This is a genomic window from Natronorubrum texcoconense, assembly GCF_900100335.1.
Classification (GTDB): Archaea; Halobacteriota; Halobacteria; order Halobacteriales; family Natrialbaceae; genus Natronorubrum; species Natronorubrum texcoconense.
Genome location: NZ_FNFE01000002.1, coordinates 655,935 through 678,763, shown reverse-complemented (window position 1 = coordinate 678,763; position 22,829 = coordinate 655,935). Strand labels below are relative to the sequence as shown.

At 65.4% G+C, this 22,829-nt stretch carries 24 protein-coding genes; 13 read left to right on the top strand and 11 right to left on the bottom strand.

Annotated elements, in window-relative coordinates; translation table 11 throughout:
• Positions 1-2: 2 nt before the first annotated feature.
• The gene (locus BLT08_RS09630; RefSeq protein ID WP_245724186.1) at positions 3-437 is read right to left on the bottom strand and encodes an SHOCT domain-containing protein; all 435 of its coding nucleotides are present in this window, start codon (positions 435-437) and stop codon (positions 3-5) included.
• A 172-nt stretch (positions 438-609) separates the two neighbouring features.
• On the opposite strand from BLT08_RS09630, the gene BLT08_RS09625 reads away from it, so the two are divergent.
• The 6 genes from BLT08_RS09625 to BLT08_RS09600 all read left to right on the top strand — a co-directional run bounded on the left by BLT08_RS09625 (position 610) and on the right by BLT08_RS09600 (position 8,200).
• Positions 610-1,827 carry an FAD/NAD(P)-binding protein gene (locus BLT08_RS09625; RefSeq protein ID WP_090305546.1) on the top strand — a complete coding sequence of 406 codons (1,218 nt, stop codon included), beginning with the start codon at positions 610-612 and terminating at the stop codon, positions 1,825-1,827.
• Between the two features lie 127 nt (positions 1,828-1,954).
• Positions 1,955-2,326 carry a rhodanese-like domain-containing protein gene (locus BLT08_RS09620; protein ID WP_090305543.1) on the top strand — a complete coding sequence of 124 codons (372 nt, stop codon included), beginning with the start codon at positions 1,955-1,957 and terminating at the stop codon, positions 2,324-2,326.
• 148 nt (positions 2,327-2,474) lie between these two features.
• The gene (locus tag BLT08_RS09615; protein ID WP_090305540.1) at positions 2,475-3,740 is read left to right on the top strand and encodes an MFS transporter; all 1,266 of its coding nucleotides are present in this window, start codon (positions 2,475-2,477) and stop codon (positions 3,738-3,740) included.
• A gap of 117 nt (positions 3,741-3,857) precedes the next feature.
• Complete coding sequence (purS, locus tag BLT08_RS09610; protein ID WP_006088971.1) at positions 3,858-4,109, top strand: phosphoribosylformylglycinamidine synthase subunit PurS; 252 nt, start codon at positions 3,858-3,860, stop codon at positions 4,107-4,109.
• Entirely contained in the window at positions 4,110-4,805 is a 696-nt protein-coding gene (purQ, locus tag BLT08_RS09605; protein WP_090305537.1) for a phosphoribosylformylglycinamidine synthase I, read from the top strand.
• Positions 4,806-4,945: 140 nt separating this feature from the next.
• Complete coding sequence (locus BLT08_RS09600; RefSeq protein WP_090305534.1) at positions 4,946-8,200, top strand: PAS domain S-box protein; 3,255 nt, start codon at positions 4,946-4,948, stop codon at positions 8,198-8,200.
• Positions 8,201-8,289: 89 nt separating this feature from the next.
• Here the strand turns inward: BLT08_RS09600 and BLT08_RS09595 are convergent, their stop codons facing one another.
• The 4 genes from BLT08_RS09595 to BLT08_RS23365 form a co-directional block, all read right to left on the bottom strand.
• Positions 8,290-9,390, bottom strand: coding sequence for an archaeosine biosynthesis radical SAM protein RaSEA (locus BLT08_RS09595; RefSeq protein ID WP_090305532.1), 1,101 nt, complete (start codon positions 9,388-9,390; stop codon positions 8,290-8,292).
• Between the two features lie 135 nt (positions 9,391-9,525).
• On the bottom strand, positions 9,526-9,792 hold the full coding sequence (locus BLT08_RS09590) for a DdfA family disk-determining factor (protein WP_090305529.1): 267 nt from the start codon (positions 9,790-9,792) through the stop codon (positions 9,526-9,528).
• A 101-nt stretch (positions 9,793-9,893) separates the two neighbouring features.
• The gene (locus tag BLT08_RS09585; RefSeq protein WP_090305525.1) at positions 9,894-10,562 is read right to left on the bottom strand and encodes a helix-turn-helix domain-containing protein; all 669 of its coding nucleotides are present in this window, start codon (positions 10,560-10,562) and stop codon (positions 9,894-9,896) included.
• Positions 10,563-10,600: 38 nt separating this feature from the next.
• The gene (locus BLT08_RS23365; RefSeq protein ID WP_090305522.1) at positions 10,601-10,789 is read right to left on the bottom strand and encodes an HVO_0649 family zinc finger protein; all 189 of its coding nucleotides are present in this window, start codon (positions 10,787-10,789) and stop codon (positions 10,601-10,603) included.
• A gap of 109 nt (positions 10,790-10,898) precedes the next feature.
• Between BLT08_RS23365 and BLT08_RS09575 the strand changes: the two genes are divergently transcribed.
• The 3 genes from BLT08_RS09575 to BLT08_RS09565 all read left to right on the top strand — a co-directional run bounded on the left by BLT08_RS09575 (position 10,899) and on the right by BLT08_RS09565 (position 15,289).
• Positions 10,899-12,839 carry a bacterio-opsin activator domain-containing protein gene (locus tag BLT08_RS09575; RefSeq protein ID WP_090305518.1) on the top strand — a complete coding sequence of 647 codons (1,941 nt, stop codon included), beginning with the start codon at positions 10,899-10,901 and terminating at the stop codon, positions 12,837-12,839.
• Positions 12,840-12,937: 98 nt separating this feature from the next.
• On the top strand, positions 12,938-13,132 hold the full coding sequence (locus BLT08_RS09570) for a DUF1328 family protein (RefSeq protein WP_006088979.1): 195 nt from the start codon (positions 12,938-12,940) through the stop codon (positions 13,130-13,132).
• Positions 13,133-13,366: 234 nt separating this feature from the next.
• On the top strand, positions 13,367-15,289 hold the full coding sequence (locus tag BLT08_RS09565; RefSeq protein ID WP_090305515.1) for an aldehyde ferredoxin oxidoreductase family protein: 1,923 nt from the start codon (positions 13,367-13,369) through the stop codon (positions 15,287-15,289).
• A 76-nt stretch (positions 15,290-15,365) separates the two neighbouring features.
• On the opposite strand, the gene BLT08_RS09560 is transcribed toward BLT08_RS09565, so the two are convergent.
• Positions 15,366-16,565, bottom strand: a complete 1,200-nt coding sequence (locus tag BLT08_RS09560) for an MFS transporter (protein WP_245724194.1) — start codon at positions 16,563-16,565, stop codon at positions 15,366-15,368.
• Between the two features lie 324 nt (positions 16,566-16,889).
• Here BLT08_RS09560 and BLT08_RS09555 point away from each other — a divergent pair, with 324 nt between their 5' ends.
• On the top strand, positions 16,890-17,741 hold the full coding sequence (locus BLT08_RS09555) for a hypothetical protein (protein ID WP_090305510.1): 852 nt from the start codon (positions 16,890-16,892) through the stop codon (positions 17,739-17,741).
• Position 17,742: 1 nt separating this feature from the next.
• On the opposite strand, the gene BLT08_RS09550 is transcribed toward BLT08_RS09555, so the two are convergent.
• Positions 17,743-19,014 carry a DUF2238 domain-containing protein gene (locus BLT08_RS09550; RefSeq protein WP_090305508.1) on the bottom strand — a complete coding sequence of 424 codons (1,272 nt, stop codon included), beginning with the start codon at positions 19,012-19,014 and terminating at the stop codon, positions 17,743-17,745.
• A gap of 172 nt (positions 19,015-19,186) precedes the next feature.
• On the opposite strand from BLT08_RS09550, the gene BLT08_RS09545 reads away from it, so the two are divergent.
• Positions 19,187-19,822, top strand: coding sequence for a hypothetical protein (locus tag BLT08_RS09545; protein WP_090305503.1), 636 nt, complete (start codon positions 19,187-19,189; stop codon positions 19,820-19,822).
• Positions 19,823-19,980: 158 nt separating this feature from the next.
• Here the strand turns inward: BLT08_RS09545 and BLT08_RS09540 are convergent, their stop codons facing one another.
• On the bottom strand, positions 19,981-20,367 hold the full coding sequence (locus BLT08_RS09540; protein WP_090305500.1) for a winged helix-turn-helix domain-containing protein: 387 nt from the start codon (positions 20,365-20,367) through the stop codon (positions 19,981-19,983).
• Positions 20,368-20,560: 193 nt separating this feature from the next.
• On the opposite strand from BLT08_RS09540, the gene BLT08_RS09535 reads away from it, so the two are divergent.
• Positions 20,561-21,223: a helix-turn-helix domain-containing protein gene (locus BLT08_RS09535; protein ID WP_090305497.1), complete on the top strand. Its 663-nt coding sequence runs from the start codon at positions 20,561-20,563 to the stop codon at positions 21,221-21,223.
• A gap of 138 nt (positions 21,224-21,361) precedes the next feature.
• Positions 21,362-21,511 carry a DUF7560 family zinc ribbon protein gene (locus BLT08_RS09530; RefSeq protein WP_006088986.1) on the top strand — a complete coding sequence of 50 codons (150 nt, stop codon included), beginning with the start codon at positions 21,362-21,364 and terminating at the stop codon, positions 21,509-21,511.
• A gap of 31 nt (positions 21,512-21,542) precedes the next feature.
• Here the strand turns inward: BLT08_RS09530 and BLT08_RS09525 are convergent, their stop codons facing one another.
• The 3 genes from BLT08_RS09525 to BLT08_RS09515 form a co-directional block, all read right to left on the bottom strand.
• Positions 21,543-21,995, bottom strand: a complete 453-nt coding sequence (locus BLT08_RS09525) for a pyridoxamine 5'-phosphate oxidase family protein (protein ID WP_090305494.1) — start codon at positions 21,993-21,995, stop codon at positions 21,543-21,545.
• Between the two features lie 82 nt (positions 21,996-22,077).
• Positions 22,078-22,464 carry a DUF8048 family protein gene (locus tag BLT08_RS09520; protein ID WP_090305490.1) on the bottom strand — a complete coding sequence of 129 codons (387 nt, stop codon included), beginning with the start codon at positions 22,462-22,464 and terminating at the stop codon, positions 22,078-22,080.
• The gene (locus BLT08_RS09515) at positions 22,464-22,766 is read right to left on the bottom strand and encodes a MoaD-like domain-containing protein (RefSeq protein ID WP_090305487.1); all 303 of its coding nucleotides are present in this window, start codon (positions 22,764-22,766) and stop codon (positions 22,464-22,466) included. The genes BLT08_RS09520 and BLT08_RS09515 overlap by 1 nt, the downstream gene beginning before the upstream one ends.
• Between the last annotated feature and the right edge of the window lie 63 nt (positions 22,767-22,829).

Below are 22,829 nucleotides of genomic sequence, written 5' to 3'. Positions count from 1 at the left end.
GATTACGACCCCGACGACCGCTCGAACTCGCGGTCGACCTCGGTCTCGGCTCCCTGCGCGGATGGCGTCGCGACGCCTTCCTCGAGGTAGCGTTCGACGTCCGCGACGGTCTCCGTCTCGAGGAGCACGGCGAGCCGACGCTCGAACTCCGCGTCGGATAGCTCGCCGTCGGCGTAGCGAACGCGCAACCGCTCGAGGGCGTCTTCGGCGTCGCGATCGGTCGTCGGTTCGTCGTCGGCCGCTGGGTCGGTTTCGCCGTCGAGCGCCTCGGCGAGTTCCCTGAGCAGGTCGCCGCCGAACAGCAGGCCGAAGATGGCCAGAATGATCGCGACCGAGGAGTTGATCACCGTGAGCGCGACGAACGTCGCCAGTACGGCGACGATGACGACGGCTACCGACGGCGTCACTCCCCGAACGAGTGGCCGGTTTTCACTCATACCCTCGTGTTCGTGAGGAAACATAAAAAGTCCCCCTCCGGGGACGAGCTGCCGAATCCAACCCTCGGAACCGATCGTCGCAGTCCTGTCGTGAGTAGCAATATCCAAACTACCGATAACAGCTATTAATAATCCGAAGGAGTAAAGTAATAACTCTGCATACCGTGTCTCGATGCTCGAGTGCGTCATCGTCGGCGGCGGAATCCACGGCACGTACTGCTGTCAGCGACTGCTCGAGGAGACCGACCTCGAGCGCGGCGACCTCCTGATCGTCGATCCACACGACCGACTGCTCGATTCGTTCCGACAGAAGGCCCGCGCGTGCGAGATGGACGAACTGCGGTCGACGTTCGTCCACCACGTCGGCACCGAGCCGTTCGGTCTCGAGAGCTTCGCCGAGGGACGCGACCGGACGGACGAACTCCGACCGACGCCCGGCTATCCGCGCCGGCCGACGCTGTCGCTGTTTCTCGACTACGCGGAGTACGTGATCGACCGAGCCGACCTCGAGGCACTTCACCGACGGGCGGCCGTGGAATCGATCCGACGGTCGACGGACGGGTCGGACTCGCTCGCCCTCGAGACGTCCGATTCTCGCATTCGGGCCCGAACCTGCGTGCTGGCGATCGGTCACGGTGGCCGGTACCGGACGCCGCCGTGGGCCGCCGGCATCGACTCGATCACCCACGTTTGGGACGGCTTCGATCCCGAGACGCCCGCCGACGAGACCGTCGTCGTCGGCGGCGGGATCACGGCCGCCCAACTCGCGACCTGTCTCGCCGAACGGGACCGCGAACCGGTCACGCTCTGTGCGAGACGCGACCTCGAGACGGCGACCACCGAGGCCGATCCGCGCTGGATCAACTGGAACCACATCAGTCGCCACCTCCATCGACACCCGCCCGGCTCGCGCGAGCGGTACGAAACCGTCCGCGAGGCGCGCAACGACGCGACGGTCCCATCGATGCTGCTCGAGCGCCTCGAGACGGCGGTCGACGACGGCTCGCTATCGATCCGCTACGGCGACGTCCGCTCCGCTCGCGAGGTCGACGGCCGGGTTCGACTCCTGCTCGAGGACGGCGGCTGTCTCTCGGCGGAGCGCGGCGTGTTGGCGACGGGCTTCGCCCCCGTCTTCGAGCACCCGTTCGTCGACCGCGTCGCCGGGGCACTCGACCTCGAGCGCGGCCATCGGGGAATGCCGGTCCTCGACGACGAGACGCTGGCGTGGTCCAGGACGGACGGAAGCGGATCGTCGGTGTACGTCACTGGCGCATTAGCGGCCGGTTCTGTCGGTCCCCTCGCGGGGAATATCGCCGGAGCGCGGCGAGGGGCGGATCGTCTGACGACGGCGATCGCAAAGCGTGAGCGTCCGCCGCTTTCGGCGGATTGAGTCTCCGACCCGTTCGATTGGGACGCTCTTAAGCTGTCTCTGGTGACTCGAGTCCGAATTCGAGACCACCCCCTCAACCGAAGACGGCATCCGTATCGTTTTGTATGGCTGCAGAATATTGGGGCTCATGGACAAGATAAGGCCGCCGGAGCTGGACGATAGACTGTCGAACGGGGTGGAACCGTACGTCCTCGATATCCGTCCGCGTGAGAGCTACCAGCGCGGCAACATCGACGGCAGTCAGAACGTCCCGGTCTACGACGATCTTCGACGCGGCGACGACACCGTACTCCGGCAGTCGCTCGCTGCTATTCCCGATGGAAAGACGGTGGTCACGGTCTGTAAAGCGGGAATCGTCGCGAAAAAAGCGACTGCGGTCCTCGAGGAGGAAGGCTACGACGCCGTCACCCTCGCCGGCGGCATACGAGGCTGGAACGGCTACCGAAACGGTTCGATCGGCTACCGCCTGTCGTCGACACTCGCTCGACTGCTCCGGTGAGTGTTCGGGCGACCGCTGCTCGTTCGAGTACTGTTGTTAGCGGCCCGTCCGTTTACTGTCGAGCGTCGTCTGAACGGTCCCGTATCGAAAAAGCGGCAAAAACGTACGGTTCGTGGACGACTATTGTCCGAACCCGGTACCGTAGCGTATGTCGGATGCCAACCCACTACAGGCTCGACTCCTCGAGTCCGGCGTCTACTACGGGTGGTTCGTCGCCGTCGGCTGTTTCGCCCTGTCGCTGATGACGGCCGGGACGATGTTCTCTTTCAGCGTCTTTCTCGGCCCGGTTCTCGAGGAGTTCGACCAGAGCTACGCGAACACCTCGCTGGTGTTCAGCATCCAATCGCTCGTCACGTTCAGCGGCGCCGCCGTACTCGGGTTCGCGATCGATCGGTACGGGCTGCAGCGGTTGCTGGTTCTCGCCGCGGCGTTGATCTGTGCCGGGCTGCTCGGCGCGAGTCAGTCGCCGTCGTTCTACTGGGTGCTCGCCTCCTACAGCGTTGTCGCCGCGGCGGGGATGGGGATCACGTTCGTCGTCGCGTACACGACGCCGCCGCGGTGGTTCGAGCGGCGTCGAAGCCTGGCGACCGGCGTCGCCGTGTCGGGATGGGGCGTCGGCATCCTCGCGATGCCGCCGTTCGTAGAGGTGCTCATCGGCTCGCTCGGCTGGCAGGGAACCTACCTCGCCCTCGCGGCCATGTTTTTCGTCGCGCTCGTCGTCGCCATCGTCCTGCTCGCGGACCGACCGTCCGCGGTCGGCGCCGATACGACCGGCGAGTTCGAGGTGCCCCCGACGGCCGACGGCGGCGAACTGCGCTCGATGCGTGCACAGATCGATACGGCGCTGTCGACGGTGAAGACGCCGCTGTTCGCCGTCGTGTTCGCCGCCATGCTGTTGATGTTCGTTCCGGCGAACGCCATCCTGGTCTACCTCGTCGACTTCGCCGACGCCGTCGGCGTGACCCGCCGAATCGGCGTCCTCGCGCTCAGCATCATCGGCGGGATGAACGTCGTCGCCAAGTTTACCGCCGGCTGGGCCGCCGACGTGATCGGAACGGATCGAATGATGGCCGTCTGCGTCGTCCTGATGTGCGTGCCGATACTATTGCTCGTCGTCGTTCCAACGTCGACGTCCGTGCTCGTGCTCTCCGGGGTCTTCGGCTTCGGCTACGGCGGGACCGCCACGCTCATGTCGCCGCTGCTCGCGAACCTCTTCGGGACGGGGAACCTCAGCACGCTGTTCGGCGTGACGGCTATCGGGTTCGCCATCGCCGGAACCCTCGTGCCGTACGGCGTCGGTATGGGTATCGACCAGTTCGGTGGCTACGCGGTACCGTTCGTCGGCGCCGCCGTCATCGGATTGGTCTCCGCCGCGCTCTTTCTCGCGGTCAGAGTCGCTCGAACGGACGTCTGACGATCCCTCGGTCGTCGAACCGCGCCGCCGTCGGCCCGTTCCGTCGAGATATTCACGAACGTGTATCACAGCGCAAACCCGAAAGCGTTTTTGAGCACGGTTACGGGGTTTCAGGTGATGACCGCCTACACCGCGACGGTGACCGTTCGACTCAAACACGGCGTGCTCGACCCCGAGGCCGAAACCACGAAACAGGCCCTCGAGCGTCTGGGCTTCGATCTCGAGGGGCTGCGCTCGGCGGACCGGTTCGAGGTCGACCTCGAGGCCGAGTCGGCCGACGCCGCGAGCGAGCGCGCGAGCGAGATGGCCGAACGCCTGCTGGCGAACCCGACCATCCACGACTACGACGTGGAGGTCGACGAGCGGTAGATGACCGTTTCCATCATTCGATTCGGCGGCTCGAACTGCGACCGGGACGCCGAGCGCGCCCTCGCGCACCTCGGAATCGACGCCGAAATCGTCTGGCACGAGGACGGCCTGCCGGCGGAGACGTCCGGAATCGTCCTGCCGGGCGGGTTCTCCTACGGCGACTACCTGCGCGCCGGCGCGATGGCGGCGCGGTCGCCGATCATGAACGAAGTCCGCGAGGCGGCGGCCGACGGCACGCCAGTTCTCGGCGTCTGTAACGGCGCGCAGGTCGGCTGCGAGTCGGGGCTCACCGAGGGGGCGTTCACGACGAACGAGAGCGCCCGCTTCCAGTGCGAGCACGTCTACCTCCGCATCGAGCGCGACGATACGCCCTGGACGGCGGCGTACGAGGAGGGCGACGTTATCGAAGTTCCCATCGCCCACGGCGAGGGTCGCTACGAGGTCGACGACGATCGACTGGCCGAACTCGAGGACGAGGGGCGGGTCCTCTTTCGCTACTGCGACGAGGACGGCGAGACCGGGCCGGACGCGAATCCGAACGGCTCGAAACACAACGTCGCGGGCGTCCTCGGCGAACGCGAGCACGTCGCCGTCTTGATGCCACACCCCGAACGGGCGACGCTGCCCGACGTCGGCGGGACCGACGGACAAGGGATCCTCCGCGGCTTCGAAACGGCCGCGACCGGCGCCGAATAGCCGACTGAGGCGTTCTCTCTTGCGAACTCTCGAGACGATTCGGACGGGCTGTCCGACGACTCAGTTTCTGAGTCGAGTCGAAGAGTAATTACGTGGCGGTTCCTTGACGAGCACGAACCCTGCTGGAGGGGGATGGGTGTATGGAATCAGATACGCGTCTCGTGTACGCCGACCCCGACGCGAGCGACGAGGTCGTTCAGGGGCTCCGCAACGTCTCGAAGAGCGTCACCGTCGTCGGAACTGTGGCAGGCTGTTTTGCACAGCTCTCGAGTGCCGACTGCGTCGTTCTGACGTCGGACGTGCCCGATACCGACCTCGTCGACGGCTGTCTGCAACTCAGAGAGCGTAGCCCCGACGTCCCTATCGTGGTCTTTCCCACCGACGGGAGCGAAGCGCTCGCCGGCGAACTGATCGCCGCCGGTGCGGACGGCTACGTCCCGCAATCTGAGGGAGTCGATCTCCTCGCCGCGCGAGTCGACGATCTGCTCGAGCGGTCGAATGCCACGACTGACGCGGACGCCGCTTCCTCCACCCGTCCTGACGCCGACGGCCACGCTCGTTCCGACGGTTGCGCTACACTCGAGACGGATGGTGACCCTGGGACACCGGCAATTGCCCCCGAGGACGGCCCGGAGATAGACTCCGTGGATCGACTCGCGACGCTCGTCGACCGATCGCCGTTCGCGATCATCGAGTGGACCCCCGAGTTCGAGGTCGCGTCCTGGAACCCCGCCGCAACGGAGCTGTTCGGCTACACCGCGACGGATGCGCACGGCGAACATGGGATCGAGTTGCTCGTTCCCGAGTCGGAACGGGAGTCGGTGATCGATCACTGGAATCAGTTGCTCGTCGGGGACGGCCCCGCCAACGCCGGCTGGCAGACCTCACAGAACGTCTCCAGAGACGGCTCGGTACTCTCCTGTGAGTGGTACAACACGCCGATCTTCGACGACGGGGACGTCGTTGGGGTCCGCTCGTTCGTCCAGGACGTCACGGCCGAGCGGAAGCGCGCGAACGCTCTCGAGGCGCTTCAAGAGACGACACACGAGCTGATGCGCGCCGAGTCGGTCGACGAAATCGCCTCGATCGTCGTGGACGCGACCGAACACATCCTCGACCGGTCGCTCGCCGCACTCCGATTCTACGACGACGAGACCGAAACGCTCGAACTCGTCGCGGGGACGTCGGCGCTCGAGGCCAACACCGGCGATATCAACAGGATCGGCCCCGGAAACGACATTCTCTGGCAGACCTACAGCGACGGCGACCCGGTCATCCTCGACGACGCTTCGAGGGAGATGGTCCCCTACGACATCGATATCGAGTTCGGTACCGCCGTCGTCCACCCGCTCGGCGAACACGGGCTCTTGTCCGTCGCTGCGTCGGGCGACGACGAGCTCGAACTCGCCGAGATTCATCTCGTTCACGTACTCGCCGCGACGGCCGAAGCGGCCCTCGATCGAGCGGCGCGCGATCGGGAGCTCGAACAGACGAAGACGATCGTCGAAACGATCGGCGACAGCGTCTACGCCCTCGACCGGGACGGCGTCTTCATCACGGTCAACGATCGATTGACCGAGGCGACGGGCTACGACCGAGACGAACTCGTCGGCGAACACGCCTCGACGGTCCTCACCGACGAGAGCGTCGAACGCGGTCGCAAACGGGTTCGCGCGCTCGTCTCGGCCGACGAGGATCGACTCGCGACCTACGAGATCACGCTGGTGACGCGCGACGGCGACCGCGTTCCGTGTGAGGTCAACACGACGCTGTTACGGAGCGATGGCGCGCTCGAGGGCTCCGCCGGGGTCGTCCGCGACGTCAGCGACCGCAAACGGATGGAGCGGGAACTCGTCGACCACAAGGCGAAGATCGAGCGACTGCACGAAGTCGCCTCACAGCTCGACGACTGCGAGAGCACGGTGGAGATCGCCGAACTCACCGTCGAGGCGGCCGCGGACGTCCTCGAGTTCGACGTCTGCGTCGTCGACCGCGCCGAGGGCGACTACCTCGTCAAGGAGGCCGTCACGTCGTCGCTCGACGGCGACTTTCACCAGCGTATCGGCGTGGACGAGGGGATCGCCGGCATGACCTACCGGACCAGAGAGACCTACCGATTCGACGACATCCAATCGGTTCCCGCCGCCGAGCCGGGGTCCGAGGAGTTCCGCTCGGTGCTGTCGGTGCCGATCAACGGCTGGGGCGTCTTCCAGACGGTCTCGACCGAGGTCGGTGCGTTCACGCAAGAGGACGAGGATCTGGCGGAGCTGCTGCTCTCTCACGTGACCGACGCGCTCGAGCGACTCACGTTCGAGGAACAGCTGCGGACCGAACGCGACCGATTCGCCGCACTGTTCGAGAACGTCCCCGACGCCGTCGTCAGTGCGCGACAGTCTGGCGGTGACACGATCACCGAATCGGTCAACCCGGCGTTCGAACACCTCTTCGGGTACGAGGAGTCGTCGCTCGTCGACGAACCGTTGCACCAGTTTATCGTCCCTGCCGACGAGGAATCCGAGGCCGAAGCGATCACGCAACGCAGCAGTCGGGGTGAAATCGTCGAGGCGGAGGTCAAACGCCGAACCGCCGACGGCTTGCGCGATTTCATGCTCCGAGCCGTTCCCGTCGAGATGAACGAGTCTTCGAGCGGTACGTTCGGCGTCTACACCGACATCACCGACCGGAAACAGCGCCAGAAACGCGTCGAAATCCTGAATCGCGTGCTGCGACACGACATGCGAAACGGGATGAACATCATCGACGGCTGTGCGGAGATGCTCGCCGAGGCCGTCGACGACGACGACGTCGAATACGCGACGACGATCCAGGAGCGAGCGGGCGAACTCATCGGACTCGCCGAGCAAACTCGCGCCGTCGAACGCGTCCTCGAGCGCGAATCGACCACCGCGGGACCGATCGAGGTCGCAGACGCTATCGCCGAGGCGACCGCGCGACTCGAGAGCAGCTATCCCGACGTCGAACTCACCAGCTCGATCCCCGAGCGAACGTTCGCGCGGACCAACGAGTCGCTCCAGACGGCGCTGTTTCAGATCCTCGAGAACGCCGTCGAGCACAACGATTCGTCGTCGCCGACGATCGACATCTCGGTCTGCGGTCGGACGGACAACGGGATGCTGGCGATCTCAGTCGCCGACGACGGCCCCGGGATGCCCGACGAAGAGCGCGAACTGTTGCAGGGCGACCGGGAAATCACGCAGCTCCGCCACACGAGCGGACTCGGCCTCTGGCTGGTTTCCCTCGTCGTCACCCAGTCGGGCGGTCAACTCACCTTCGAGTCGAACGAGCCGCGAGGAACGGTCGTCACGATCGAGATTCCACAGGCCGACGCCGAACTCGTCCAGTCGACGGGTGACAGTGCGGCGACCGGCGATTAACGGACTGCGGGAGAAACGAGACGTATCGGATCGGATTTCGAGTCGGTGGTTCGCGGAGCGTTGGTGGGATCGCTCGCGGCGCGTCGGTACTATCGCGTCAGCGGCTGATTGAAACTCCGTTCGCGCTCCATAACGGTGTCCCAGGTCAGTTCACACTCACAGGAAACTTGCTCGAAGACGCTCGGGTCCTGTCGGAGGTCGAAATCCTTGATCGCCTTCTGTACCAGGTCGTCACACTCCGTGCAGTTGTGTGGCCCCCGATCGGAGCCGTGACCGACGGGGTCGGAGACGACGATGGCGTCGACGTCGGCCGTTTCCTCGAGGACGTGGGCCACCGACCAGAGCCACGGCGGGCGGTAGCCGTCGTTGAAGTAGAGTTCGTCGACCATCGTGTACCGCTGGACGTTACACGGGTTCATCGAGACGGTGTGGCAGCCGGAGACGTCGGCACAGCGCTCGATCGAGGAGATCATGTCGGCGACCGCTTCGGACTCCGTGAGGAACGGCGGCTTCATCAGCAGGTAGGCCTTGATCCCCGCGTCCGCGACGTCGCCCGCTTCGGCGTCGGCCGCGGCGGCTTCCGCGCAGGCGTCCTCGAAGTCCGCGAAGTCGAAGTACTTGTTCACACAGTCGTGACGGACGCGGTCGGTCGCCGTCTCGAGGCCGATCGCGATGTCGGTGTCGATGCCGTGGCCCGCGAAGTCGGCGATCTTCTCGCGGTCGACGAAGTCGGGGAGGGACTCGAGGACGATTCGCTCCCGATCCGCGAACGTCTCGCCGATCGCTTTCCGGGTCTCGGCGCCGACCTCGCGCTCGTCGAGGAAGGAGCCGGAGGTGTAGATCTTGATGAGGTCGGCGGGTTCGTCGGCGTTCTCCGCCTCGTGTGCGAGACAGACGTCGATCTGGTCCATCAGCGCCTCGTGGGAGACGCTGCCGCCGTCGACGCTCTCGGCGACGTAGCCACACATCGTACAGCCGCCGGCGCGGGCCCAGCGACAGCCGCCCGTGTTGAGGATGATCGTCAGACTGGTCTTGACGCCGCCGGGGGTGTTGTCCTCGTCGAGCCAGACTCGGGTGGGTTCGTGGGGGTCGTAGCTCGCCTCCTTGCGCGAGCGAATCTCCCGCATCACCTGGTTGTGGGCGTCCATGCCCTTGCCCTGCTCGTAGACGTCGGGCGTGGGTTTACTCATTATCAGGGGCAAGCAGCCCAGCGCCTAAAGCGCCTTCGTCTGGGGTCGTCGTCCGTCCCGTTCTCGAGCGGCTGACTCGAGACCGTTCGATCCGGCTCCGAACCGACTCGGTCCGCCAAACGAGTCGGTCGGCCATCACGCGGCCGCTATCGTGATCTCGCCGTCGCGTCGAACGAGCACGTCGTAGCCGCAGTAGGTGAACCGAACCGTCGCCGGCGACCGCGAGTCGCGTGCCGCCGAGGTGTCCACGAGCGAATTCAGCGCTTCGGGATCGATGGCGTCGTACAGGGGCGGAAGCGTTACCGGATCCGTTTCCTCGAGCGCGGCGATCCGCTCGACGATGGAGCGGCTGGCCGTGCTGTCCGTCGACTCCGGAGCGAACGAAAGCAGCTCTTCTGTCATACCGTTTCGTCGGCCGGTGGCACCCTCGTATCTACTGTCGTATTCTTCTTCTTATTATATGGGGGCGGATACACCCTCCACCGTCCCTCTCGAGAAGCGAGTCAGTCGTCGAACGTGTGGCGGAGCACTTTAGCCATGATTCGCCGCAGGTGCGTCGACAACGTCGACGGGGTGATCTCGAGTTCGTCGGCGACCGCGGCCGCGTCGGCGCCGTCGGGTTCGAAGTAGCCCATTCGAGCCGCGGTGCGAGCGACCTCTCGCTGGCGATCGGTGAAGGCCGCCTCGAGCCCGTCGCCGGTTGCGGGTCCCGCCCGGGGACCGGTGCTGTACAGTTTCTCGAGATGGAACTGGACGCCTTCCTCGCGGCAGTACTGCCAGTAGTCGCCGAGGCGCTCCCTGTTCGGGGCTAGCAGCCGGAACTGCCACCCGCGATCCGTGTTCCGAATCGAGAGCATCTGCAGTCCGAGATCGGCTATTTCGGGGGTCGTGAACTTAGCGTCCGAACTCACGTAGATCTGATAGATTCGACAGTCGGTAAACTCCATCGCCACCTCCCACTTGGCCACCGTGTGATCGGTCTCGAGCAGGGATTCGAACGTCGAGAAGTCGGTATCGGATACCGAGTAGAAGATGATCGGGCCGGGTTGCTCCGGGTACGAGAGCGGCTGCGACTCGACCGTGATCGTCGCACTGGAGACGTCCCGAACGGTCGGCATCAACGGAAGATCGTCGTGTGAGACGACTAACTCGGCGATGAAACGCTGTCCCATCGAATCAGGTGACGCTTACAGAGTTGGAATCGGGCTCGTTACAGACGCATCTCCCGCGTCTCGATCGCGTCGCAGGTGGGACAGACGAACTGGTACGTAACGCGACTTCCAGTGGTCGTAACACGCCAGCTGCCGTCGCTGTCGTGGTACCCACACGCCGGGCATTCTGGGTTCGACTCGTCGAATTTCGCTCGGAGTTGTTCGAACGGTGATCTGTACGCAGACATGTGTCACACTATGTCACGGTACCTCATAACATTCGGGGGTTCTTGTTCGTCGAGTAACCCGTTCGTCCCATCACCGAGGTTCTTAGGAGTTCCCCCTCCAAGGACGTGTATGGAGAACGCCAACGCGGAGTACGGTGGCGGGGGACGGGCTACATCGGCGGCCGTAGCGCTCGAGGCCGTCGTTGATCCCGTCGTTGCCGTGACGAGTGGGACAATCACGTACGCCAACGGCGCAGCGCGGGACGCGTTCGGACTGGACGACGACGCCGGAACCGGTGCGGGCGAGTGGGAGGCGGCGACCGTGTTCGCGTCGTGGCCGCGACTCGAGGACGAGATCCACGAGACGACGGCCGGGACGGTTCGCCACGTAACCCTCGAAACCGCCGGCGACAGCGGTGACGAGATCGCTGGCGATCGGTACAACGCCCGGATCCATCGATCGACCGACAGCGCGACGATCACGTTCGATCGAGCGACTGAAGAGAACGACGAGACTCCGTCGCCGGCCGACAGCGACCGCGCGGTCAAAGACCGGGCGATCAACGAGGCGCCGGTCGGGATCACGATCTCCGATCCGGACCGCGAGGACAACCCGCTCGTCTACGTCAACGACGCCTATCAGGAGATCACCGGCTACGACTACGACGACGTCGTCGGCCGCAACTGTCGATTCCTGCAGGGCGAGGACTCGAGCGAGGACGCGATCGCGGAGATGGCGGCCGCGATCGACGAGGATCGGCCGGTCACGGTCGAACTGAAGAACTACCGCAAGGACGGGACCGAGTTCTGGAACGAGGTGACGATCGCTCCCGTCCGCAACGAGGCGGGCACGGTCACCAATTACGTCGGATTCCAGAACAACATCACGGCTCGAAAGGAAGCCGAACTCGCGCTCGAAACCCGGACCGAGGAACTCGAGTACCTCCTCGAGCGGATCGAAGGGCTGATCCAGGACGTGACGGACGTCGTCGCCGGTGCGACCGATCGCTCCGGACTCGAGACCGACGTCTGCGAGCGGATCGTCGCGGAGGCGGGCTACGACGGCGCGTGGATCGGCGAGCGAAACCCCGCGACGGGGACGATCGACGTCCGGTCGAGCGCCGGCGACTGCGGCGACACGACGGACGGCGTCGCCACCGACGGCGACCACCCTGCGGCCACCGCACTCGCCGAGACTGCGGCGGCCACCGGGACGCTCGAGGGAACGGCCCACGCGTCGTTCCCGCTGTCGTACAATGGGATCGAGTACGGCGTCCTCACCGTTCGAACCGATCGCGACCGGTCGATCGACGACCGCGAGACGGTGATCCTCTCCGCGCTGGCGCGCGCGGTCGCGAGCGGGATCAACGCCAGGGAAACCAGTCGCGTCCTCGAGACCGACGCCGTCGTTGCCGTCGAACTCACGCTCGCCGACACGGCCGTCGCTCCCGTCGCCCTCTCGACCGCCGCGGACTGTCGGCTCGAGTACCGTCGCTCGATCCACCGCACCGACGACGAGACGATGTCGCTGTTTACCGTCACCGGGCCCGACGCCACTGCCGAAGCCCTCGAGACGGCCGCGGCCGACGCCGGTCTCGACTGCCGGATCGTCGTCGAGCGCGAGTCGGAGTGTCTGATCGAACTCGCCGGCGGGGACAACCTCGTCGGCTGGCTCTCCGAGCGCGGCGTCCGCACCGATGCGATCGAGAGCGAGGACGGGCGCGCCAGCCTCACGCTCGAGATCCCTCGCTCGGCAAACGTCCGCTCGATCGTCGAAGCCATCGAGGATCGGTACGAGGGAACGGACGTCGTCTCGTTCCAGCAGCGCGACCGCGACCCGGAGACGCGCCAGGAGTTCGCGGCGCGACTCGAACGTGACCTTACCGATCGGCAGTTCGCCGCGTTGCAGCGCGCGTATCTCAGCGGCTACTTCGAGTGGCCCCGGCCGACGACCGGCGAGGAACTCGCCCAGACGATGGGCGTCTCGCGGCCGACGTTCCACGAACACCTGCGAACGGCCGAAGCGAAGCTCTGCCGAGCGCTCTTCGACGAGGGGACACTCTCGGGTTGAGGCCGACGGCTGAATGCCATGCTTACCCGATTATAGTCGAGACTTAGGTATCTGCACGGTCGCCGAGGTTTATCTATCAGGTCGTGATAGCTCGGGCTATGCTCGATATCGCAACGTCGGTACCACTGCAGATGGGCGGTGGCGGCTTCCTGTACTGGGCGCTAATCTTCTTCGTGCTCGCGATCGTCGCCGCGGCGGTCGGCGCTCGCGGCGTCGCCGGAATCTCGATGGAGATCGCCCGCATCTTCGTGCTGATCTTCATCATCCTCGCGATCGTCGCGCTCCTCCTGTAGCGGCCGCCGTCTCGAGTCCCCTGTTTCGTCTCGTTTCGAGATCGACTCGAGACCACCATCAGTTACGATCTGGCAGTATTTGTTAGCCAGCGGTCAGCCACTCATTCAGCACGTGTTGACTGACTCTCTCACCTAGCCGCGATCGGATCGAATACGGGACGTAATGTATTCTGGTTACGTCTGGGTGAGAACGACTAACAGCATAGGCGTCGAAGTGAACGGTGAGGAGTTATCATGACTGAACTCGGCGGATTTCAAGATAGGGTCGCCCGTGTGGATCTTTCGGACGGGGAGGTCGCGTACGAATCGATCGACGAGGAGGACGCGAAGAAGTATATCGGCGCACGGGGGCTCGGCGTAAAGTACGTCTTCGAACAAGGGGTAGACGTCGACCCGCTCGGTCCCGACAACCTGCTCGCCTTTATGAACGGGCCGCTGTCGGGCACGCAGGTGACGATGAGCGGTCGGATCGCCGTCTGTACGAAGTCACCGCTGACCGGTACCGTCACCGACAGCCACCACGGCGGCTGGTCCGGCGCGCGGCTCAAGTGGGCCGGTTTCGACGGCCTGCTGTTCGAGGGCGAAGCCGACGAGCCGGTGTACGCCGTCGTCGAGGACGGCGAGATCGAACTTCGAGACGCCTCCCACCTCTGGGGCGAGGGGTTCCACGACACCCGTGACGCGCTCGAGGAGGAAGTAGACGGATCCTACGGGAAGAACCTCAGCGTTATGGGGATCGGTCCCGGCGGCGAGAACGGCGTCAAGTACGCTTGTATCATGAACGAGGACGACCGGGCCTCCGGTCGCGGCGGCACGGGCTGTGTGATGGGGTCGAAGAACCTCAAGGCCATCGTCGTCAAGTCCAACACCAGGATGCCGAAACCGGCGGACCCGGAGACGTTCAAGGAGGGCCACCAGCAGGCCATGCAAGCTATCACGGAGTCCGACGTCACCGCGCCAAACGAGGGCGGGCTCTCGATGTACGGGACGAACGTCCTGATGAACATCGGCGAGGAGATGGACGGGCTGCCGACGAAGAACGGCCGGTACACCTCGACCGAAGCCATGCGCGACGCCGAGGGCGCCGACATCGACGCCGAGCGCGTCTCCGGCGAGAACGTTCGCGAGAACATCCTCGTCGACGAACCGACCTGTCACTCCTGTCCGGTCGCCTGCAAGAAGGAAGTCGAGGTGACGGCGATGCACAAGGGCGAGGAGATGAACGTCCGCACGGAGTCCTACGAGTACGAGTCGGCCTACGCGCTCGGGCCGAACTCCGGGCACACCGACCGCGACGCCATCGCGCTCATGCTCGACCGCTGTAACGACATGGGTCTCGACACCATCGAGGCGGGCAACATGATGGCGATGGCGATGGAGATGACCGAGGAGGGCAAACTCGAGGGCGTCGGCGAACTCGACTGGGGCGACACCGAAACGATGATCGACATGATCGAACAGATCGCCCACCGCGAGAACGATCTCGCGGATCTGCTGGCCGAAGGGCCGCGCCGCGTCTCCGAGGCGAAAGACGCCCACGACAACTCGCTGGCGGTCAAGGGCCAGACGATCGCGGCCTACGACCCCCGCTGCATGAAGGGGATGGGCATCGGCTACGCCACCTCGAACCGCGGGGCCTGCCACCTGCGCGGGTACACCCCCGCCGCCGAAATCCTGGGCATCCCGGAGAAGGTCGATCCCTACGAGTACGAGGGCAAAGGTGAACTCACCGCTGCCTTCCAGGACCTTCACGCTATCAGCGACTCGTTCGACATCTGCAAGTTCAACGCCTTCGCGGAGGGTATCGAGGAGTACGTCCTCCAGTACAACGGCATGACCGGACTCGATGTCAGTGAGGAGGACCTGCTCGAGACCGGCGAGCGGATCTACAACCTCGAGCGCTACTACAACAACCTCGTCGGCTTCGACGGCGACGACGACTCGCTTCCCGCACGATTCCTCGAGGACGGCATCCCCGGACAGGGCGCCAGCGAGGGCGAGTACTGCGAACTCGAGGAGATGAAAGCGGAGTACTACGACCACCGCGGCTGGGTCGACGGCGTCGTGCCGGACGAGAAGCTCGACGAACTCGGCATCGACCTCGGTCCCGGAACGGGCGTCTCCGCGGGCGACTCGGCGGCACCGGCGGACGACTGAGGCGGTCTGCTGTACGGAGCTGCAAGATTTCGATCCGTATTTCGACGGCTCGTTACGGACCCGACGACCGGCTGGACTACTCCGATGGGTCGCCGCGGGACGGGCCGGTGGCGTTCGATTCGTTCCTCGTCGCGGCCGGAACTCGCAGCGCGAGGAGGATCATCACGCCCGCGATCGCCGCCAGCGCGAAGAAGGCGTAATCGAACAGGCCGCGGTCGGCGGCGGCGCCGAAGACGACCGGGCTCAGCGCCCCGACGCCGAACGCGATCGTTCGAAGGAGTCCGAAGCCGGTGCCACGGATTTCTTCGGGGAGTTCGAGGATGAGGTACGCCTCCGTGACCACGCCGAATCCGAGCAGGAAGCTCACGAGCACGGTGATCGCGGCGATCGGCACCAGCCCCTCGACGAACGGGAGGACGGCGAGCGCGCTTCCGGAGACGCCAAGCAGGACGAGCAGCGATCGTCGCAGCCCGATCCGATCGTAGGCGCCGCCCGCGATCGGCTTGATCACGACGCCGAGCGCGAAGAACGTCCCGAACAGGATCGACGCGACCGTCGAGGACAGCCCCTTCACTTCGATCACGTACGTCGGATAAAAGCCCGTAAACGCCTGCCAGATGCAGAGCCCGAGCGTGAAGATCGCCGTCCCGTACAGGATCGACGGATTTCGGAGCTCCGAGGCGACCAGTCGTGCCGTCTCGAGCGAAAGCGCACCGCCGGCATCGGTTTCGGACCCGGAATCGTCGGTCGCGTCGCTATCGACGCTCGAGCCGTCGTCGTCGCTTTCGGGGACGACCCACCAGAGCAGGAGGGCGACGAGCACGAAGAGCGGAATCGCGAAGCCGAAGCCGTACTGCCAGGCGAGGACGCCCGCGAGCGATCCCGCGAGCGGCGGCAGCAGCGACTGGCCGGCGTCCTGTGCGGCCGCCGTCACGCCGTTCGCGGAGCCGATCGTGTCGGGGTAGAGTCTCGCGAGGGTCGTGTACCGCGCGACGGCGTACAGCGCCGCGCCGAAGCCGAACAGGATCGTCGCGAGGAACAGCAGGGCCGGCGTGCCGGCCGTGACGACCAGCAGTATCGTCGCCGCACAGAGGGCGACGCTCCCCGCCAGAACGTACCGCTCCGCGAACCGGTCGGCGAGCAGTCCGCCGGGAAGCTGTCCGAACGCGTACGCGAGGAAGAGGACGGTCAACAACAGTCCCGCGCTCGTGTAGTCGAGGTCGTAGGCGACCTGTAAGTGCGGGAGTAACACGGGATAGATCATCCGAACGCCCATCGAGAGCCCCCAGCCGCAGGCGACCGCAACCAGCACCGTGCCGCGGCCGTCGCCTCGAAGCGCGTCCACCTGTTGGTTGATAGATTGTAGTGGCTGCAAACGTACCAGTAGTCACCGACGGGTCGTTTTTCCAGGAGCGTGATGAACGTTGCTTCTCTCCCGGACGGCGATCCGTCGAGAATCGTTCGAGAGACCGCGACCGCTACACCTGGCGGGTATCAGAACGACGCACGACCGCCAGAACGACAGCAACGATGGGACGTCCGGTCACTTCGACGGCACCCAAATGTTTATTTTCGACCGAGAGCGATACTTATCGAATAAATGTCCCTCCTCGCGCTCGGTGCCGTTTTCGGCGTTCTCGGCCTGTATCTCCTGTGGCGGGGCGGCGGAGCGATACGGGACGCCTATCGGATCGGGACTGGCAGTTCGCTTTCCGGTGGCGCCGCGCCGACGACCGGACCGGTCGATCTCGAGGGAACCGCTCACCCGGTAGCCGGCAGCGACCCGGTCACAACGCCGGTTTCGAACGAGCCGTCGCTGCTCTGGGAGTCCCGCCTCCAGCGCTATCGGGCAACCCGCAACTACGGCCGACCGGACAGTCAGTGGGAGACCGTCGACACCGACGCACAGGGGCGGCCGTTCGTCGTCGACTGCGGGTCCGTTCGCGCCGAGGTCGATCCCGAAACCGCGACGCTCAGTCTGGGCGAGTGGCAAACCGAAACGACGAAACGAGGATCCGTCGAGCCGTCGACCTCCGATTCGGATCTGCCGCTGGCGATGATCTCCACGGAGCTGTGGCTCCTGAAGCTGGCCGACGATACTGGAAGCGAAGACGAACTCGAGGAGACGGCTGAGACCGAAACCGAGACCGATCCGTCGTCTCCGAACCGGCCAACGTCGATCGATATCGAACACCGCCTCCGAGTTCAGGAGCGGCGACTCGAGCCCGGCGATCCAGTCTACGTCTACGGCGGACGGATCGAGTCGCGGTCGACCGAGTGGGGAGCCGAGACCAACGTCACCGTCGGTGGCGACGACGAATCCCGCTATCTGATTACGAGCGGCGACGCCTCCACTGCCGCGTGGTCCCGTCTCCGGCGGGGAATCGCCTTCGCTAGCCTCGGGTGTCTCTCCCTTATCCTCGCGGTTCTCCTGTGGGCTCTCGCGTGGTAGCTCACCGCTCGAGCCCGCCCCATTCCCCGAGTCGATCCGTCACGGCGTCGGTGAGGTCCGTGAGGTACGGCAGTCCCCACGCCGCGACGACGATCGCACCGAGCGTGTTGAAGACGATGTCGGTCATCGTGTCGTCGAGGCCGTGCTGGGCCAGGGGCATCTGGACGCCGGCGTAGTCGGCGACGATGTCCTGGGCGAACTCGCCGATCTCCCAGAAGACGCCGAAGGAGAGCACGAAGAGCACGACGAAGCTCGGAACGAGCACCGGCGGGAGGTGGATCTCCTCGCGCAGTTCGTCCAGCGATCGGATCACGACGTAGCCGACAGCACCGACGAGCGTGGCCGAGAGCGGATGGGTGACGTTGTGCCACCAGAACGAGCGCTCGTAGATGTAGAACGAGCCCGCGGCGTGGAGGGTGACCACCAGCGTGATCCAGAGGACGAGCCCCGAATCGAACGGCAGTCCGTACCGCCGACGCAGCAGCGTCGGCACGAACGTGATCGCGAGCATCGGTGCGACGTTCGTGACCGTCCCGGTGTCGAAGGTGAGCAACGCGTACGCGACCATCGCCGCCAGTCCCGCTCGGAGGATCTGGACGAGCCACCACTGGACCGTCGCCGAAACCGGCAGTCGCTCCTCGAGCGAGGGATAGCCGTCGATATCCGATCGAATCGCGAACTGTTCCTCGTCGACCCCGTCGACCGGCGCCGAGACGAGTTCCTCGCCGGGGAACCCTCGATAGTAGAGATCGAAGCAGACGCCGGCGAACAGTCCTGCGGCGGTCGCGGCGATCAGCAGCCACATTACCTCCGCGTTGCTCGCGATGATGCTGGTTCCCGCGACGAGATCCTGCGCCCAGGTGAGCGTCGCCCACGTCGCCGCGATGGCGGCCGCGAGCATCGTGACGAACGCGACGGCGAGCCACCGCTCGAACTGGACCTCGGTGAGGCCGTGAATCTCGAGCGTGAGCGCCAGCGCGAGCGCGGCTGCGCCGGCGTACAGGACGATCTGTCGGGTCCAGAGGTCCGGTGCGATCGTCGCCGCGAGCAGCGGCACGACCGCCACGACCGTCACCTCCCAGGGGAGTGCGGCGCGTTTCGACCCGAGTACGGCCGCCGGGACGAGGGCGATCACCACGACGGTCGCGGCGAACAACGTTTCGTGGACGAGTCCCTCGAGGAGCGCCCAGCCGCCGACGGCGAGCACGATGGCGACGGCGACCCACGAGAGGAGGGCGTTCGTTCGCTGCCCGTGAAATGCGCGTGTCGGCACGAGAGATCGTTCGTCGTCACGTACGACGGACGTTCGCTAAAACGCGGGGCTTGCAGCGCCCGTCGCGTGGCGCTCACACCCCGCGTTCGCGAGTCGACGGGCCGCAGTCCTCCGCTCGAGCCGTCGTATTCTGCCACCGAACGTATCCGATCGTCGGCCTTACCTCGAGTTCATGATGGCCACGACCCACGCCTTCGCGGGGCTCGTTCTCGCCGCGATCGTCGCCCTCGTCGCGCCGCAGTTCGCCGTCGTCGTCGCCCTCGCGGCAATTCTCGGGGGGATCTTCCCGGATCTCGATCTCGTCGGGGCCCACCGCCGAACGCTCCACTTTCCGGTCTACTACTGGCTCGTCGCTGCGCCCGTGAGTGTCATCGCCCTCGCCGTCCCGACAGCGGCGACCGTCGGTCTCGCCGTCTTCCTCCTCGCCGCTGCGCTCCACTCGCTCTCGGATCACGTCGGCGGCGGCCTCGAGCCGAAACCCTGGCTGGCCACCTCCGAGCGGGCCGTCTACAGTCACTATCACGACCGATGGCTCGAGCCGCGACGCTGGATCCGCTACGACGGCGCGCCGGAGGACCTCGCGCTCGCGGCCGCGCTGGCCCTCCCCGCGCTGGTCGTCTTCGACGGCACGATTCGGACGGTCGCGGCCGCGTTGCTCGTGGTGTCGGTCGGCTACACGCTGATCAGGAAACCGCTTGCGAGCGCGGGAGAGTGGCTCCTCGACCGGGCTCCCGAGCCCGTACTCTCGGCCGTGCCGGATCGGTTTCTCGCGATGATCGACGAGGAATACGACGGGCGCGTCAACTGACGCGGTGCCGTCGCTCTCCCGTCGACCGCCGAGACCGAGCGGTTGCGGCGTACTGGAAACGAGGAAAACGAACGGGGGTGATGCTCGAGCGGATCGGACTGACAACCGGTTCGCCGTCCGCTACGACCCGCGAGCAGTGTGGGGATGCGGCGGGACGATCAGTCGTCGGCGACGGCGTAGGGTGCGCTGGCGTCGGTGTCGGCCTCGGGCTTCGTCATCTCGATCGCGATGTCGCCGTCGTCGACCGAGACGAGGACGTCGTCGAAGCACTTGCGGTACTCCGTCGCGTGCTTGCCGGAGGTGTTGATGCGAACCCGCTCCTCGACGAGGTCGGCTTCGGTCAACTTCTCGACCTTTCGGTAGGCCGTCGACATCGGAATCTCGCACTGCTCGGAGAGTTCGGTTGCGGTCAACGACTCGTCGTCCGTCGCCTCGAGGATGGCCCGGCAGGCGTCGTCGTCCAGCGCACCGAGCACCGCGCCGGCGTCGACCGCGTCGTCGGTTGCTGGCCATCCTCGCTTCGTGGTGGGGTTCGTAGCGGACATTGTCTTCAGTTCGTAGTAACGGTCGGTTCACCTCCAATTGAGTCCCACTAAATACAGGGTGCTTTATATGGGGTGGCGAAACTCGGACGCTCGAGGCGGTTTCGAGTCCGTTTGCTCGGGGGCCGAATGGTGGGTTCCCAACGAACGGGTGCGGACGCAGGGTTTAGGAGGCTTCCAGCCACATCTGCACTCGATGCCCTCGGGGATTCGCGCGGAGATCAAGATCGACGATCCGGCCGGCTGCGTCGTCACGCAGGCCGCCGGGGCGGCGAGCGGCAACGTTCAGTCCGTCTCGAAGAGCACCAACCCGGACGCGCCGGAGCGCGTCTCCGAGGAGTTCATGCTCGAGGCCGAGGAGTACCCCGACGCGTTCGACACCGACGTCGAACTGACGTCGATCTTCTCCTACGGCACGAGCGAGGTGTACCGATTCACTCGCGAGCTCGGTCGCGGCTGTCCCTGCGAGTGGATCGAGCGCCACGACTCGCCAGTGACCGACGTTCGAACGAGGGGGTCGGCCCTGTTTCTCACCTTCCACGCACCGGATATGGAGGGGCTGCAGGCGATCATCGGCGACCTCAAGACGCAGTTTTCGAACCTCGACGTCCAGCGGCTCCTCCAGTCCCAGCAGGACCACGCCGAGACGAACCTCGTCTTCGTCGACCGGAGCACGCTGACCGCGCGGCAGTTGGAGGTCCTCGAGACGGCCCATCGAATGGGCTACTTCGAACACCCCAAACGGGCCAACGCCGGCGAGGTCGCCAAGGCGCTCGAGATCACGAGCACGACGTTCACCGAACACCTCGCGGCCGCACAGACGAAACTCCTCGACGCGATCCTCGAGTACGATGATTGAACACCGACGCGCCGTCCGCATCGATCAAGAATCCTTCGGGACCTACTGCGATTCGGCGGTGAACCGCAACCCTATATATAGTGGACGCACAGCTATCAACGTAGACAACACACGTCTCAGACGACTACCGACCATCTCATGAGCAGATACGAATTTACCTGTCCCGACTGCGGCCAAGCGATCGAGGTCAACGAGGAGATGCGCGAGGCCACGTTAGAACACGGCTGTCCGGTCTGTGGGAGCGACGTTACGGCGGCGGATTTTGCCGCCGAACAGCAGACGAACTGACCGGTCGATTCTCGATGGCTACGGCGCTCTCCTACTCTTCGCGATCGACGTCGGTCCGACGCCCGCTGAGCGATGTCGGCTCGAGTCGGTAGAGTTCGATATCGAGGTCCTGCTTCCCCTGTGCCCAGATTTCGAACAGCGGGCGCTTCGCGTCGCCGTACTGGGCGATCTGTTCGGGCGTCAGCTCCGCCGGCGGGATGTTCTCTAAGCTCCCCGTGGCGATGACGCTCCGGTAGGTCGACGCTACCTCGTCGTAGACGACGAGTCGCGCCCCCGGCGAGGACTCGAGGAACTGCCGTTTCTCGCTCTCCGGCGTCGACACCAGCCGCATGTAGAACTCCCGCTCGTCGCCGTCGTATCCGTACGAAATCGGGATCGCGTAGGGATCGTCGGTGCGCGCGAGCGAGAGCACCCCCGTCTCGTGCTGACCGAGGAAGTCGTCGATCTCCGCGTCGCTCATTTCGGTCTCCTGATCGATAGCCATCGTCTCAGTGTCTCGAGCAAGGAGGAACACGGTCTTTATAGTTGCCATCGTCGTCGAACCGCACTCGCCCTCTCGTTTGCGGTTAGTTCTCCACCCGATCGTCGCGAACGTCGCCCGTCCCGATACAGACCGGCTCTCTGATCTCGAGTGCCGTCTCGAGCGCCGCTTCGCGATCGGTTCGACGGCCGATCCGCAGCAGTTGTTCCTCGTGTGCGCGGCGGACCGCCGACCGCTCGCGCTCGCTCAGGTCGAGATCGGTGGCCAATTCCTCCCAGTGGCCCCACTCCACCAGAAACACCTCGAGCTCCTCGTCGGCGTAGCAGCGCTCGTACTCGCGACGGTAGCGCTCGAGGGCCGGCCCCAGCAGCGCCTGTGCCCGGTCGACGAGCGTCGGCAGTCGCTCCGGGGGCACGCTCGCCTTCGCGGCCGTCAGTACGAGCACCTGTCCCTCGATCGGGTCGCCGGCCATCAGCCCCCCGCTCGCATCGCCTTCTGGGCGAACTCCTCGATCAACGGCTCGAGGGGATCCGCTTCGGCCCCGTCGCTCTCGCCGTTACCATCGCTCCGGTTTTCTGCTCCCTCGAAGACGACCGTCACTTCGGTGAGCGTCAACGACGGGCCGATGCCGACCGTTTCCGAGGAGAGCGTCGCCGTCCAGTCGTCGCCCGCGACGGTATCGTCGGCGACCTGCTCGCCGCCCAAATTCGTCAGATACCGAACGGCGAGCCGTTCGGAGATGCCGCGAAAAGATCGTTCGACCTGCGTTCCCATAGCCGTCTTTCGAGGGCGATCCAGATAAATCCGACCCGGCGGCGATACTCGGCGAGACGCGGG